This is a genomic window from Streptomyces sp. NPDC032091, from assembly GCF_055580265.1.
The window spans coordinates 1-15,384 of record NZ_JBVILR010000002.1; the positions used below are offsets into that span (position 1 = coordinate 1).

Consider the following 15,384-nt stretch of genomic DNA (forward strand, 5'->3'; position numbering starts at 1 on the left):
CCGCCGCGATCTGGCACAACCGGGCCACCGGAACACCGATCACACGATCACTGATCGCCTACGACCACTGACCAGGACTTCGGACTTACTCGTCTAGGGCCTGTCGTCAAACTCCCGTCGTCGCCCGGAGGGCGGCCCCGCGGCGTCTGGTGCGTGCTCTCGGTGCACCGGGCGGAAGCCCGCGTACTGGACGTACTTGGCTTTCGCCCGGTGCGGCGAGAGCACGTGCCAGGCGTCGCGGGGCAGACGGGAGTTTGACGACAGGCCCTAGGGGCTGTCTGAGGTCGTGAGCAGGCGGCGGGGTGGTTGACAGCTTCATGCGTGGAGCCGGTTAGGGTCTGCGCATGTTCGCTGAGCCTGTTCCCGCCCCCGTTCTTACGTTGCGCCTCGCAACCCGCACCGACCTGCCGGTGGTGCTCGCCCTGCTTGCCGATGAGGAGCGGGTGGTGGACCCGGCGACGGTCACGGTCACAGAGGCGTACGAGGACGCCTTCGCGGAGATCGACGCGGACCCGCGCAACGAGATGCTGGTCCTGGTTGAGGACGCCGAAGGTCAGGGTGAGGGCGGGACGGTGGTGGGCTGCCTGCAGGCGACGTACATCCCCGGGCTCGGCCAGGGAGGCGCCGAGCGGCTCCTGATCGAGGCGGTGCGGATCCGCGCGGACCGGCGAGGCGGCGGGCTGGGCCGGATCTTGATGGAACGTGCGATTACGCGGGCACGCGAGCGTGGCTGCGGACTGGTCCAGCTGACGAGCAACAAGCAGCGCGAGGACGCGCACCGCTTCTACGCCGGACTCGGCTTCATCCGCAGCCATGACGGGTTCAAGCTCGGACTCTGAAGTCCATCGCCAGTAGCGATCATGTGGGATTCAGGCTGCGGAGCCAGATCACCGGGCCGCGCAGGTGGAGTCCAGCGAGGCAGCTCTGCGGCGTCTTGTCGTAGCGGGTGGCGAGCCCACGCCATGCCTCGGCCGCACATCCTTGGGCCGGTGGGCCGTTCGCTTATCAGTCAGAAGGGAGGTTCGAGATTGCCGCGGCCATCGCTGTGTGGCCCACAGTCCCAGGGCTTCTCCTGGAAAGGTTCGATGTCGGTGACGTCATGGCCCCATGCTTCGAGGGCCTTCCAGGCAACGCGCCGGTTAGGGTCGTCGCTGCTGGTGTCCAGGATGCGGCGCGCGTGCACGGCGAGGTGACCGCGGTGCTGGGCGAGCGCGGAGTGTTCGGCGAGGATGAGCGCAGCGAGGCTGGCGGCGTCGCGCACGTCCTCGTGACTGTCCTGCAGGAAGGGCGCCACGGCTCGATAAAGCATCGGGCGCAGGTCCCGGAAGGCCGCCACGATGGTGCCGGGGGTGAGGAAGCCAGGGGAGTACTGCTCGGTGCGGTCGACAACCACGTCAGAAGCGTTGTCGACCGTGGAAGCCAACCAGTTCAACAACGTCGCGCGGATGGGAACGTTGCGATACGGCCGGAGGGTCATGGCCGCCGGGTGGGTGAGGATGGCGGCGACATACAGGGCGACGGGGGCGGTGGCTTCGTAGATGGTGTTCTGGTGGCCGACCAGCTCACCCAGCTCCGACAAAGCGGTGACCTGCACCTTGGGATCAGGCTCCAGCAACCGTGCCAGGACTTCGGGAAGGCACTCACCGTTCCCGAAAGCCGTCTGAAGCGAACCCCAATCAGTCTCCGCCAGGACTATCTGGTAGGGCGGCACGTCAGGCTCGCGGGGCGCCCCGGCCGTGAGGTTGCTGTGGTTCACAGGCCAAACCTAGACCAGACTTCTGCCACGATTCCTGTCCAGGCCAGTTACAAGCCACTGTCCTTCCGAGAGTGACGGGTGCATTTGCGCTGGTCAGGCATAGGGTCGGTGTTTCGGCGGCAGAGACGAGGTGTTGTGTCGGCTCTGCGGTGGAGGTGCCGGGCTTCATGCCGTCGGTAGGGCCTCCTGGTGTGCTGTGTGCTCAAGGTCTCGACAACCCCGAGCTGCACCAGAGGCCCTGTCTTCATGCACGGACAGACAGAAGATCGCCCGCCTGAGCGGCCGCACTCGAACCCGTGCTCACCCGAGGGGCGCCACGGGGCCGTCAGAGGCGGCCTCAGGCCCTGCTGCCGCACGGTGACAGCCATGCACCGCCGCTCCCTGCCCCGCCGCGCTGCTCGCGGCCTCCGGATGTGTCTCCGTCCGCCCCGCCCCTACCTGGCCCGTCGGCGCCTCCTCCCGGCGGCACCGGCGGACCCCAAGCGCTCCGAACCACGGTCGAACAACCAATCGGCCTTGGCCTCGAAGGAAAGGGCCACCCCCTCCACGGGGGCGGCCCCTCGCCTTCACGCAAGCGGCTGCATTCTCAGGGGCTGTCAAGGTACGGGTTTCCGTGGCGTGCCTGATCGCTACTGGGGTGACGTAATTAAGTCATGCCACTACTCTGCCGGTGCGACTGAATTTCATCATCGTCACCTGATCTTTTTAAGTCGGGGCGTGGCCTCGTTCCCGCAAGTGGGCTTGGAGCGAAGCCCTCGGTTGGGTGGTCGTACAGCGGGCCAGGCGCGAGCGCCCCTGACGCCACCCGACACGGGCCACCACTAGACCCATTGGTGGCCCGCACTGTTGCACCGCCGAAGCCGTCACCCTCGGCCGCAGGATCGGCAACGGCACCCCCCAGGGCCTCCGTCAGCCGGTCCGCCGCCACCCCGGCACCGATCGGGCCCCGCCCCCGCAGCGCTGCGCGGACCGCCTCCGGGTCGCAGGCCTCCACCACCGCCCGCGACCACCGGCCCGAGCCAGCGTCCGGCGGCGGGACCAGGCCCGAGCCGGCCGCCCACCGCCAGGCCGCCACCGGCGCCCGCAGCCGGCCCGCAGCCTGGCTCTCGTCGGAGCTCTCACGCCGCACACCCATGCCGAAACGCACCCCAATCGCACACCGGAACAGCCCGCCAACCGGGCCGCCGCAAACCATGACGAACCCAGCTGGAAACTGTCAATAGACCTGTTGTTGCCGTGAGTTGGGGACACACCGCATAAGCCGCCTACGCGTACGCGAGGGCCGGATTCACCCGCCCGGAGGACGGGGCGGCCTGTGCTGCGGCGGTCAGCCAGCCGCCGCCGTGGGGCCCGCCCCGAACCGCGGCACGTCGCCTGCGGTCATGTCCAGGCGGATCCGCTGGAACCGCAGCGGGTGGCGGAACACGCCGGTGAACCGCACCACCGTCCAGGGGTGCCCCGGGCCGGCTGCTGTCAGGTGCTCGCCGACCTGTCGGGAGACCTCCGGGCGCAGCGGGACCGTGCGGCCGACAGGACGCAGCCGGCCCATCTCGTCGCAGCGACCCAGGACCAGGAGCTGGGGGTGGGTCAGGGTGCCGGTGATCGCGCCGATGACCGCTTCGGTGCTGTCGCGCCTTCTGATCTTGGTCCAGCCGCCGCGATAGCCCGGGAGGTATTTGCCGGTCAGGGGCTTGATCACGATTCCCTCGACCCCGGACACGTCAGTCCAGGTCCGGAGCCATTCCCGGGCCTTGGCGAGGTCCGTGGTCATCGGGCACAGGGTCCACGGGGCCGTCAGAGCGTGGTCGGCGAACAGCTGCTACAGGAGGGCGCGGCGGTCGGCGTAAGGGTGGGTCAGGCGCTCCTGGCCGCCGAGCTGCAACACGTCGAAGGCGACGAAGTAGGCCGGCCCCTTCGCCGCGAGGACGGCGGCGCCGCGCGCGCGGGAGGCGGCCCGGCGCTGCAACGCCGCGAACGACAACCGGGCTTCTCCGGTGTCCCAGACGACCAGCTCACCGTCCAGGACCAGACCGGCGGGGAGCTGCGCCTCGGCGGCGGCCACCAGGTCCGGCCACCGGTCCTGCACCAGCGCCCCGCGCCGGGTCTGCACCACCACCCGCCCGCCCAGGCCGGCCGGGGTGAACAAGATCGCGCGGTGCCCGTCGAGCTTCTGCTCATAGGCCACCCCGGCCCGCAGCACGGCCAGGCCCGGCACCGCCTCGCGGCCTGCGCGAGCATCGGCTCAACCGGCGGTCGCAACGTCACAGAGCCTCCCTCGCCCCTCCCCCCTCCAGGGTCGACCGAATCCGGCCAGGACGACGCCCCACCTCGCCCATGTCCTGTGACAGCGAAGGTTGAGCGTGTGCCATCGAAGATTGATCAGGCCAGTGGCCGCCTGGCCAGCGGTGAGCCCGAGGTGTCCGTGATGTGGACCGTCGGGCTCACCGGGGGGAATCGGATGTCACCCCTGAGCCGTGCGCTCCTTGGCGATCAAGTGATCGGTCACGTTCAAGACGCCCTCGGGGCCGCCGGCCGTCCCGAGGTCGAGGCGGTACTTGCCGTTGACCACCATCGAGGGAGTCCCCGTGACCTCGTACTTCTTGGCCAGCTCCTTGGCCTGGTTCACCTGGCCCTTGATGGCGAAAGAGTTAAAGGTGGCGAGGTACTTGTCCTTGTCCACCCCCTGGGTAGCCAGGTAGTCGGCCTGCTGGTGGGGCTCGGTCAGCCTCACGTGCCGGTTCTGGATCGCGTCGAAGACGGAGGCGTGGACCTTGTGCTCTACACCCATGGCTTCGAGCGCCAGGAACATCTGCCCATGTGCATCCCCGGGGCCGCCGAACATCGCCGGGACGCGGCGGAACGCCACGTCCTTGGGAAGCTTGTCCGCCCACGGGTTCACGGAGGCTTCGAAGTGATAGGTGTGCGGGCAGCCGTACCAGAACACCTGCGCCACCTCGATCTTGCCGGGAACGCTCACCGGGACCGGGGTGGAAAGCTCGACGTACTCCTTGCCAGCGGTCGGCGCTGCCATGGTGCCTCCATCTCTCACGCGATCAAGGGTGGCCGCCGCCACGCGGCGGATGCCTGCTGGCGATCATGACGCGGCCCCACCTGACCTGCCAGCCGCGTCAACGAACTTGACCGGATCGAGTGCCGTCTCGCCATAGGCCCAGGTCAACAGGCCGATCAACCTTCAATGACACAAACGAACGGTTGATCAATGGTCGCTGGCACAGATCAACCTTCGATGGCACGGGACACCCATCTGTGGCTTTGTGGGTTCGGCGAGGCATTCGCGCAAGAATTCGAACACGTGTTTCCATCGGGGGGTGCGACCACCGTTCCGCTTCCCCGAGGACCTGATCACCCTGCAAAGGGCGTGGCAGCAGACCTACGCCGAACTGGCACAGGCCCCCGCCGGGGCCGGCACGACCGCGCTGCGGCGCCGGCTTCTCAACCTGCCGGCGCGCCTGCGCACCCACCCCTACTGGACCGCCCCCGCCGGCCGGCGGGCCGGCGCAGCCGACCTGTCCGCGCCGCCCGCACCCCCAGGGTCCCCGGACGGAAGGCCGCAGCATGAGCCGCCCCATCGAGGCCGCACCCGCGCGGCCCACTCCGGTCTCGACCGGACCGTGCGTCCGCTGCCGCCGGGCCACCACGCGCTACGGCGCCGGCGCCAGCCCCCTGTGCGCGGCATGCCGGCAGGCCCGGGCGGAGCGGCTTTCCCGCCCCTGACCGTGACCGGCCCCCCGCCACCGCCCGCAGCGACCACCCTTCTGCTGCCCGACGGCCAGGAGATCGGGCGCGTGCGGCTCTACGAGCGGCTCCGGATGGACACCGGGCTGTGGATGTACCGCATCGGCGTACCCCTGTGGCAGACCACCGAAGGCGGCGGCGTCGAGCCCTCGGAGTACAGCACGTGGGTGACCTCCGCACAGCTGCGCCCCATCCCCGGCATCGCCCTGGACCAGGTACCCACCCACCGCAACCCCACCGGCACGGCGGCCGCCCCGGCGACGCCATGGGTGTGGGTGCTCGACAGCCGCACCAGCGCACGGGCCGCCACCGTGCACGCCGAGGGATGCCCGCTGGCGACGCACCGAGCCGTGCCGGTCAAGACGACGGCCGCCCTCGACGCCCTCGGCCGACCCGGCACACTCGCCTGCACCCGATGCGACGCCGCCGAGACACTGCTGCCGATCCTCACCCACGGTGGCTCTGTTCACGAGTAGGGGCAGCACTTGTACGCCTCTTCGGGAGTCAGCGTGGGCTGGAGGCGATTCGAAATGTTCACGAGAACGGACAGCGTCCGATCTGTCCCGCGCCAGCGCACAGGTGACCGGCCCCCAGCCGGACAGCGCCCACGGACTCGTTCGAGTGAAGGCAGTGTGTGTGCGGCATGGCGCCGGATCGTCGGTTGATCATGGCGATGGACTGCTACCGGGATTCGGTGAGAGCCCTCGGTGCTGGAGCCGCCTCCCGCGCCCGGCAGCGGGCTGACCATCCGTCTCAAGAAGGGGAGATGTAGTGGCTGACACGATCCTGATCGGCATTGCCGGTCCGAAGACCGGCCCGGTGACCCAGTACGGCGACATGCAGTTCGTCGGGGCCAAGCAGGCCATCAAGGACATCAACGCCAAGGGTGGCGTCGACGGCAAATTGTTGGTGGCCAAGGAGTACGACGACGCCGCCGACCCGAAGCAGGCCGTCGCCGTCGCCAACAAGGTCGTCAACGACGGCGTGAAGTTCGTCGTCGGCCACATCGCCTCAGCCCCGACTCAGCCGGCCTCGGACATCTACGAGGACGAGGGCATCCTCATGATCACGCCTGCGGCTACGAGCCCTGAGATCACCGCCCGCGGCTACAAGCTCGTCTTCCGCACGCACGGCCTCGACAGCGCGCAGGGACCGACCGCCGGCAACTACATCGCCGACCACGTGAAGCCGAAGACCGTCGCGGTCCTCCACGACAAGCAGCAGTACGGCGAGGGCCTGGCCACTGCCGTCAAGCAGACGCTGGAACGCAAAGGCGTGAAGGTGGCCGTGTTCGAGGGGCTCAACGCCGGCGACAGGGACTTCTCCTCGATCATCCAGAAGCTGAAGCAGAACGACGTCGACTTCGTCTACTGGGGCGGTTACCACCCCGAGCTCGGCCTGATCCTGCGCCAGGCCCAGGAGAAGGGGCTCAAGGCCCGGTTCATGGCCGGGGAGGCATGCGCCAACGACTCGCTCTCGCAGATCGCGCAGGGCGCCTGCGAGGGCCTGCTGATCACTGTCCCGAAGGCGTTCGACGCGGACCCCGAGAACAAGGCCATCGTCGACGCGATCAAGGCCGACGGCAAGGACGCCGGCGGTCCCTACATCTTCCCCGCCTACTCAGCGGTCGAGCTGATCGCCCAGGGCATCCGAGCAGCGAGGTCGGAAGACCCAGACAAGGTCGCCGAAGCTATCCACGCCGGTTCCTTCAAGACCCCGACCGGCGCTCTGAGCTTCGACGAGAACGGCGACCTCAAGGACTTCAAGTTCGTCGTCCACAAGTGGCACTTCGGCAAGCCGAAGTCCGAGGTATCCCCCCAGTAGAAGTCCATCTCCGGCCCACCGGGTGCCCCGCAGTCGTCTCGGCTGCGGGGCACCCGGTGTCTGCACGGGTGCCCCGCCTCTGGCGGCAGGGTGGTGTCGGTTCTCGTGAACATCGAACAAGCTCTCCGGCGCCCGCCGCCCAAAGTCATGAACAGGCGCCGTCGGAACCCGTGAACAAAGCCACACGGGGGTGCTTGTAGCGAATCCACTGAATCAGTCTCCACCACGCGTACCAGCCGAGGTAGGGCTCCGGTGCCCGGTCGTGGCGTCGGGGCCGGCCCCGGTCATTGGTCCTCGGCCCCGGCCCCGGTGGGCGCGTCACAGCCTTACCGCAACCGGTCGCTTGCCGTGCCACGTCTCATGGACATGACCGCTGCCCCGTACCGCCGCACCGCACCGGACGTACCGTCATGGCCGCACTGCGCCGAAGCCCCGCCGGGCGGCGCCGGGTGCAGGGGCCGGCGGGTAGAGCCGTACGCCGTATGCCTGGCCCACCTCCCCGACGCCGAACGCGCCGCCCACCTCGCGGAACTCCGGCCCGGCACCGACCTCGACCACCGCGGCACCCGCTTCACCGTAGAGCTGCTCAGGGAACTCCTCACCGCGCTCGCGGATCCCTCCACGGCCGGGCCGCGCATCGGCCAGGCCCGTTTCGAGGAGGCGGTGTTCCACGGCGCCGTGCGCTTCGACCTGGTGCGGATCGACGGCGACGCCCTGTTCGACGGGGCCGAGATCGCCGGCAACGTCTCCTTCGACCGGGCCGAGATCGGCGGCCGCGCCCTCTTCCGGCAGGTGAGGATCGGCGGGGACGCTTGCTTCGAACGGATGACGGTCCGCCGGCGTGCCGTGTTCGAGGGAGCGCAAGTTGGCGGCAGTGCCTCGTTCGAACGGATGCGCGTGGACGGCCGCGCTGTCTTCGACGAGCTGAGGACCGGGCGGGACGCGGGTTTCAAAGGGATGGAGGTCGGCGGCTTCCTCTCCCTCGACCAGGCCCGCATCGGCGGTGACGGCCACTTCGATCGGACCAGGGTCAACCTCGCCACCACGCTCCGCGGGCTGACGGCCGGCGGCCGGGTGTCGTTCGCCGGGGTGGCGTTCGAGGGCTCCGCACGGGTCGGCCCGCTGGTCTGCGCGGGGACGCTGGACCTGTCCGAGGCGGTGTTCGGGGCCGCCATGACGCTGGAGGCCGCGGCGGCAGCGGTGCGGTGCCGGCGGACGCGGTGGGCCTCTACGGCGGCGCTGCGGCTGCGGTACGCGGCCGTGGACCTCTGCGACGCGGTCGTCGAGAGCCCGCTGAGCATCACCGCCCGAGCCCGGCCCTTCGTCGTGGATGGCGGGGAAGTGGACGAACAGGGCTTCTCGGGCGGACCCGGCCGCCCGGGCCCTGGCGTGCGGATCATGTCGTTACGGGGAGTGGACGCCGCGCACGTGGTGCTGACCGGCGTGGACCTCACCGAGTGCCTGCTCGCCGGAACCGTCCACCTCGACCAGCTCCGGCTCGAAGGCAAGTACACCTTCGCCGCCGCCCCCGCCGGCCTGCTCCGACGCGGGACACGGCCCGCGCGCTGGACCCCGCGCCGGACGCTGGCCGAGGAGCATCACTGGCGGGCCGCCCGCAGCCGGGCGGCCCACGGCTGGACGCCCGCGCCAGCCGGGGAGGAGGTGCAGGAGCCTGCCGCACTGGCCCCGGTGTACCGGCAGCTGCGCAAGGCCTTCGAGGACGGCAAGCACGAACCGGGTGCCGCCGACTTCTACTACGGCGAGATGGAGATGCGCCGCCACGCCGACGACATCCCCCGGGCCGAGCGGAGCCTGCTCACCGCGTACTGGGCCTTGTCCGGCTACGGGCAACGAGCCTCGCGCGCCCTTAGCTGGCTCCTGGCGGCCATGACCGTCACCGTGCTGGCGATGATGCTGTGGGGCCTGCCGCAGAACGACCCGAAGCCGAGGAGCACCGGCACGGTGGTCGGCCGCAGCATCACGATGACCACCGACGTACCCGGCCCGGCCAACCCGGACGGTCCCTATCGCGAACGCCTGACGACCGACCGGTTCGAGAAGTCCCTGCGGGTGGTCGTCAACTCGGTGGTCTTCCGCTCCTCCGGCCAGAACCTGACCACCGCTGGCACCTATACCGAGATGGCGTCCCGCCTCACCGCACCGGCCCTCCTCGGCCTCGCCGCCCTGGCCGTCCGCAGCCGCCTGAAGCGCTAGTCGGGTCGGCGAGCCCCCGGGGACGTCAAGGTTCCCTGGGGGCTCACGTGCTGTCTGCTGGCAGGGTCCATGCGCTGGGGACCAGGGACGGCATCCGGTGGGCCACCTGGTGCTCTCCCTTGGTGCAGCCCTGGAAGGGGCCTGAGGAGGCGCGGAGTTCTCGCATGCATGGGTCGTAGTGGTCGCGGTGCCACACGCTGGGGCCTGTGTACCCGCAGGTGGCAGGGTCGGTCAGCTCCTGCCAGGACAGCCAGAGGGCATGGAGGCGGGCGATGGCGATGGGGTGGTCGGTCCACAGGTGGCATCAGCGGGCGTCGGCGGAGGCCTCGGCCAGGTATCCGGGAACGAGCATGCCCTCCACCCACTCGACCAGGGCGCGTAGCTCGCCCTCGTACTCCGTCGGCAGCGTGCCGAGCGGCTTCCGCAGCCCTGCGTGCGTGTCCCGCGGCCGCCCGGGCTGCGCCAGCAGTCTCACGGGCCTGGGAGGCAGACAAGGAACCGAGCCCGGCTCACCGAACGAGGCGGCCTGGGCGACCAGTTCCCGGTGCACCGCTGCCACGTTCCCGCCCTACACCGCCCGACGCTAACGCAGATCGGGAGTCACCGTGGCCCGCCCTGGCGTCCGGGCCGACGACCGGCCCTCACGCCGGGCCACCGCCAGCCAGTTCCACACCGTCCGCTCGGACACATCGCAAGCCGAAGCAGTCAACCGCACGTGCACAGAACCGAGTCCGCCGCGACCATCGAGGGCCATCGCGTGACCGCCGCCTCCCGTCACACAACAGCCGGCACTACCCACTCAGCAGAGCCACCGGGACCGTGTTCCACCATCAGCCCCTCCGCAGACGCCCGTCCCCGTTCCGAAAACGCTGTCCACGGCCACACGCCTCATTCCGACACGCCGGACCGCATCCCACCAAGGAGTGACGCCCCAGCCAGCCGAACAATCAGTCCCCAAACGCAAACCCACACACACGACACCAGACCTTCAGCCGGAAACGACAGCACCGGCGGCGTTTTCGCCGACCCGGACAGACGGCGGCGCCTTGCAGAACTTCTCTTCGGAGCACTTCCGCACTGGCCCGCAGGCGGCAAAATCTCTTGGAAATCGGTCAGGTGCCCCCCACCGCGGGCTACGATGGGGGGCACGAAAATGCCACTATCAGGCTTTCAACTGAAAACAAACAGATTCAAGCTCAAAACCGGCACCGCCATTTTCGGGACGGGCCACGCCTGCCCTCACTTTAGAGCAAGCAAGAAGACCAACCCTCCCGCCGTAGTGAAGTGCCAGCTTCAGTAGTGGACGGACTCCTATAACTCCCGCTTCGTCGATTTCCTGTAGCTGGGGCCCGTCGGCAGTTGCCAAGGTCAGGTCGGGGAGCACCCGGGCTAGTTTCAAAAACTCGACTCCTTCACACACGATCGCCAGATCGCCGCCGTGCTCGGCTTGCGGGCTCCTCAGAAGAAGCCGAGAGTGTCCGATCGCGTAGCGCCAAACATGGAACGTACGCCCACTTCGCCAAATAGCATGCATGTCATTCAAAGGGGTTCGACACCTTTTTTCCCTTGCGATACCAAGTGACCCGTGGCCATGCATGTGGCGATTGACTCAGACGCCACATTTCCCAACGCGTGAACCCTTGATCGTCTACCTTCGGATCTACACTAGCCCCCGATGCGGCGTAGTCCCGCGGGTTGTCGATTCCGTCAAGACTGACGTGAATGTTGGTTACACCGTCGTTGAGGAACGTATCCACCTGGCGATGCCAGGATCCTCCACTATCAGGCCAGTCCTTGTACGTGAGGGCACCGATTTCCATCCCAAAGATGTCGAGTGCTTCACCGTCGTCGCCCACGGTCTGCTTACCCAGAGCTATGTCGCTGCATCCGGTGTTGTGTACGAGGACCGGCACCTCGCCAGCCAGCACATGATACGTGTGAAGGTCGGCGACAGTCAGATTGTATGCGGCCTGCAGGCCCTGCCAATGGCTAACTTTACCGATCTGAATCGCTGATCCGACTGGCGTGCGGAGCTCGTCCCCGACCACCAGGTCGGCGGCGTCCACCCAGCGCTTTCGGCTTTGCACCCAATAGGGGTGGTGGTCGGTGGAGGTGAGAGTCTCTGTAGATGGTCCGCCACGGAGTTCGATGTCTGTAAAATCCCGGTCCTCCGGCGTATAGATGGTTTCCACAACCCGCCGGGAGCTGGCCGTTCCGTCCTCCGGGTCGGCCGCCAGGACATAGTCTCCGATTTCGACGCGTTCGATGGGCTTGGCAGAGCCGTCTCCCATCAGTACCCGCGTGCCAGCCGGGAAACTGTTTTTGGCACACCTAGAGGTCTTCCGGATAAGCGCGGAGAGGCCGTCGAATACTTCCCTCGCCTTTGGGCCGTATTTATCAGACCACTTTCCGAACTTGATTCCAGCTGTCACCCATCCGCCGATGGGAACCATCGAAATGCAGGAGAGTGCCGCATCCCGCAGCATCCCTTCCCGGCCGGTGGGGATGAAATGGTCGGCGGCCCCTTCCACCGTGTAGAGCGCGCAGTTCACACCGTCGGCGGCCTCGCCATACCCCGGCACGAGCCCAATGATATCGAGCTTGAGATGCAAGAAGTCAAGCTGGGTATTCAGGGAAACACCCCGACAAAGCATGTCACCCTTGTTGAGGATGAAGCAGCCCAGGTGATTGATTACTTTGGCACCCAACAGGTATAGGGAGGTCCGCTTCTGCTCGGCTTCTTGCCTAATGCGCTCCTGCTGGGCCTTGAGGAACTGCTCCGTCATGTACCGGTCGACGGTCCTGTCGTACCTGTCCTGCGCGTCCTTGGCGCTCGCTCCCGCGTTTGTCGCGGACTGGCGCGCTTCACGGGCAGCTTGGTGAGCGCTGGCCGCATAGTCGGCGGCCGCGTCGGCGCTGGCTCTGGCCGAGGTCGCGGAGCTGGTGGCTTGCTGTGCGCTGGCGGCGGCGCGGGCCTCGGCGTTACGGGCCGAGGTCGCGGAGGCCGCGGCCGCGGATGCGGATGCAGCGGCGTTGTTGGCTGACTTGTTGGCGTCGTTGGCGTAGCCGGCGGCTTTGTTGGCGTAGTCGTTGGCGGTCTTGGCGTGCCGGGCTGCTTCGTCGGCGTAGCCCTGGGCGTTGGCGGCGGCCTGGGCGGCGTAGTAGGCGTCCTGGAAGGCCTTGGCCGCGACTGCGCTGGCGTCGGCGATGATGCCTTGGATCTGTGCGATGTGGGCGGTGTTGAGCTGGTCTCGGCGCTTGGCCCGGTATTGGCCGGATTCGATGAAGGTGCGCAGTTGTGTCTCGGGGCTGGCGAGTGCGGCTTCTGCGGCGGCCTTGATTTCGGGGGTGCCACCTTCGGCGAGGCGTGAGGCTTCGATGCGGTCGTCCTCAAGTTGGGCCTTGTACTGGCCGACCAGAACGAATTGCGCCAGTGCCTTGGGGTCGGTGGACTCCAGGGCTGCCTTGGCTCCTTCCTTGACGCCGGTGCCGCCGGCTTCGGCGATACGGGCGACCTCAATGCGGTTGTCGGGTGCTGCGGCCTGGTACTGGCCAGCGGTCAGGAAGGTGTGGATCTGAGCACCACTGCCCTGAAGCGCGTTGGTGGCGGCCGTACGCACGTCGCCGTGCGGTGACGTCTTGGCGAGCTGGTTGGTCTGTTCGCGTTCGTCCTGCTCTGCGGCCTTCTTCCAGCCGTTGGTCACGTATCCGACCACAGCGGCGTCGTCGCCAGTGAGCGCTGCCTCGGCGGCGGCCCGGCTCCAGGGGCCACGGGTCTGCATGACCGTCAAGGCCATTTTGCGGCCGGTCGCGGCGACCGTCACGGTCTCGGCGCCGGGCTGGGTGGCTTGCTTGGCGAGGGTGTCGACGTCGGCGTCGAGCTTGATGGCTTCCTGGCCCAGGCGGGTGATCTCTGCCTGGGTCGCGTCGTATTGGGCCTTGTCGTCGCGGGCCTGGTTGACCAGGGTCGTGGTGCGGGCCGCGACTTCTTCGGCTTCGCTCGCGCGGGCGGCCGCTTGGACGTCCTGGGCCTTCTTGACCGCTGCATCCGCGGTTTGTGCGGACTTGAGTGCCTCGTCGGCGTTGGCCTTGGCCTGGGTAGCGGCCTTCTGAGCGTCGTTGGCGTAGTCGGCAGCGTGCCGAGCGGCTTCCGCAGCCCTGCGTGCGTGTCCCGCGGCCGACCGGGCTGCGCCAGCAGCCTCACGGGCCTGGGAGGCAGCCGCGTTGGCGTGGCTCTGCGCGGCAGCGGCGGACCGCTTCGCTTCGGCCGCGTGGCGGCGTGCGGAGGCTGCGGCCGCTTCGGCCTCGTCGGCGTTCACGCCGGACTTGGCAGCCCATTGCCCGGATTCCGCCGCGCTGCCCGCAGCTGCGTTCATGTCGGCGATCGCGTCCAGCGAGGCCTGTAGAGCGGTGGTGGTGGCTCGTAGAACGCCTTCGAGGGCGTCGGTGAGGTTGGCGATCTTCTCCGCCGCCGCGGCGGTCTTGTCCGCATCGGCGGCGACTCGCTCGTTGACCTTGCCTGAAGCGGCTGCGTTCCAGGCTTGGGTTGCGGACCGGGAAGCCTGCATGGCGGCGTTGGACGCGTTGTACGCGGCGATGGCGGCAGTCTGGGCGGCCGCGTTGGCAGCCCGGGCCGAGGCAATGGCTGCCTGGGCGGCGGAGGCGGCGCGGCGGGCGGACTCGGCCGCCCGGCGGGAGGCGTCCGCGGCCCTGACCGCGTCGTTCTGCGCTGCCTTGGTTTCGGCGGCGGCCTTGGCCGACTCGGCCTTGGCCAGGCGTGCCGCTTCCTTGGCCTTGCTGGCCTGCTCGATGGCGCTCTTCTTGGCCTTGTCCGCTGCGGCGCCGGCCTCTTCGGTCTGCTTGGCCAGGTCGGTGACGGTGGCGTGTTCCTGGTCCTGAGCGGCTGCGATGTATTGCCCGTAGGTCAGGAAGTCACGGATGTCCTCGATCGTGCCCTTGAGAGCTGCGGCAGCTGCCCGCTTGGTGGCCGGTCCGCCATTGGCTTCCAGCTGCGCGACGCGCACTCGTGCGTCGTCGTCGCGTTGCTTGTGCTGCCCTTCCGTCAGGAAGGCACGGACGTCGTCGATCGAGCCGCGCATCGCGGCATCGCCGGCTTCTCTCAGGCCGGCACCGCCGCCCTCGGCGATCATCGCGGCCTGGACGCGCTCGTCTTCGGCCAGTGGTGCCTTCCAGCCGTCCTTCATGAAGGCCGCAAGGTCTGCGGGTGTGCCGTCCAGCGCTCGCTGCGCTGCTTCCCGCAGGCCGGGGCCGGCGTCGCTGACGAGCTTGAGCGCGGCCTCGCGGAGGTCGAGCTCTTCGGCGATCTTCTGGCCGTTCTCCAGGTAGGCGCGGAGTTGCTCGTCCGTGCCGACCAGGGCTTGGCCGGCAGCGGACTTGACGGCCGGACCGCCGGACTTCCACTGCTGAAGTACCTGCTGGCGAAGTGTCAGCGGTGGGCTGGAAGGGTCATCGGCCGCTGCCGGGGCAGCGGAAACAAGTCCGGCCAGCAGGACCAGAGGAAGCAGGCCGCGTGCGGCCTTGAAGGCCGTCGCGGTTCCCCTCCCCCGGGCTCTGCCGGGCCGCACTGGGTTGTGACGCACGGGACGTTCCCCCTGTGATGGTGTGAGGTCTGCGTGCGCACGGTCAGGCCGACCCGCTCCTCAATTCGGGAAGGGGTCGGTAGCGTCGTTGCTTCCTGTCTGCGTGCACGGGCGCGCTCCGCCGGCTTCCTTGATGCGGCTTCCCCAGGCCGAAGACAGCAGTTCGCGACTCTGATCATCGGACACGTCAATAGAGTTACGGTTGATCGCGACTTGAGTGATCTCAATCAAGTG

At 68.5% G+C, this 15,384-nt stretch carries 10 protein-coding genes and 1 pseudogene; 4 read left to right on the forward strand and 7 right to left on the reverse strand.

Annotated elements, in window-relative coordinates:
- The first annotated feature begins 344 nt into the window (after positions 1-344).
- Entirely contained in the window at positions 345-839 is a 495-nt protein-coding gene (locus ACZ5NJ_RS02865; protein ID WP_468762027.1) for a GNAT family N-acetyltransferase, read from the forward strand.
- A gap of 170 nt (positions 840-1,009) precedes the next feature.
- Here the strand turns inward: ACZ5NJ_RS02865 and ACZ5NJ_RS02870 are convergent, their stop codons facing one another.
- From ACZ5NJ_RS02870 to ACZ5NJ_RS02885, 4 genes and pseudogenes are all read right to left on the reverse strand, one after another.
- Positions 1,010-1,756 carry a hypothetical protein gene (locus ACZ5NJ_RS02870; RefSeq protein ID WP_468762029.1) on the reverse strand — a complete coding sequence of 249 codons (747 nt, stop codon included), beginning with the start codon at positions 1,754-1,756 and terminating at the stop codon, positions 1,010-1,012.
- A 1,327-nt stretch (positions 1,757-3,083) separates the two neighbouring features.
- A complete protein-coding gene (locus ACZ5NJ_RS02875; RefSeq protein ID WP_468762031.1) occupies positions 3,084-3,527 on the reverse strand; it encodes a hypothetical protein in 444 nt (147 codons plus the stop codon).
- Between the two features lie 48 nt (positions 3,528-3,575).
- Positions 3,576-3,971 (reverse strand): ATP-dependent DNA ligase, encoded by a 396-nt coding sequence (locus ACZ5NJ_RS02880; RefSeq protein WP_468762033.1) that lies wholly within the window; start codon positions 3,969-3,971, stop codon positions 3,576-3,578.
- 246 nt (positions 3,972-4,217) lie between these two features.
- Positions 4,218-4,784 (reverse strand): annotated as a pseudogene (locus ACZ5NJ_RS02885) (thiol:disulfide interchange protein DsbA/DsbL); the annotation flags it as partial.
- Between the two features lie 301 nt (positions 4,785-5,085).
- Between ACZ5NJ_RS02885 and ACZ5NJ_RS02890 the strand changes: the two are divergent.
- The 3 genes from ACZ5NJ_RS02890 to ACZ5NJ_RS02900 all read left to right on the forward strand — a co-directional run bounded on the left by ACZ5NJ_RS02890 (position 5,086) and on the right by ACZ5NJ_RS02900 (position 9,550).
- Positions 5,086-5,988 (forward strand): DUF6233 domain-containing protein, encoded by a 903-nt coding sequence (locus tag ACZ5NJ_RS02890; protein WP_468762036.1) that lies wholly within the window; start codon positions 5,086-5,088, stop codon positions 5,986-5,988.
- Positions 5,989-6,283: 295 nt separating this feature from the next.
- A complete protein-coding gene (locus ACZ5NJ_RS02895; RefSeq protein ID WP_468762038.1) occupies positions 6,284-7,336 on the forward strand; it encodes a high-affinity branched-chain amino acid ABC transporter substrate-binding protein in 1,053 nt (350 codons plus the stop codon).
- 366 nt (positions 7,337-7,702) lie between these two features.
- Positions 7,703-9,550, forward strand: coding sequence for a pentapeptide repeat-containing protein (locus ACZ5NJ_RS02900; RefSeq protein WP_468762040.1), 1,848 nt, complete (start codon positions 7,703-7,705; stop codon positions 9,548-9,550).
- A 43-nt stretch (positions 9,551-9,593) separates the two neighbouring features.
- Here ACZ5NJ_RS02900 and ACZ5NJ_RS02905 read toward each other — a convergent pair whose 3' ends face one another.
- From ACZ5NJ_RS02905 to ACZ5NJ_RS02915, 3 genes are all read right to left on the reverse strand, one after another.
- Positions 9,594-9,848: a DUF4913 domain-containing protein gene (locus ACZ5NJ_RS02905; RefSeq protein ID WP_468763125.1), complete on the reverse strand. Its 255-nt coding sequence runs from the start codon at positions 9,846-9,848 to the stop codon at positions 9,594-9,596.
- 6 nt (positions 9,849-9,854) lie between these two features.
- Positions 9,855-10,109, reverse strand: coding sequence for a hypothetical protein (locus ACZ5NJ_RS02910; protein ID WP_468762042.1), 255 nt, complete (start codon positions 10,107-10,109; stop codon positions 9,855-9,857).
- A gap of 976 nt (positions 10,110-11,085) precedes the next feature.
- A complete protein-coding gene (locus ACZ5NJ_RS02915; protein WP_468762044.1) occupies positions 11,086-15,150 on the reverse strand; it encodes a polymorphic toxin-type HINT domain-containing protein in 4,065 nt (1,354 codons plus the stop codon).
- Between the last annotated feature and the right edge of the window lie 234 nt (positions 15,151-15,384).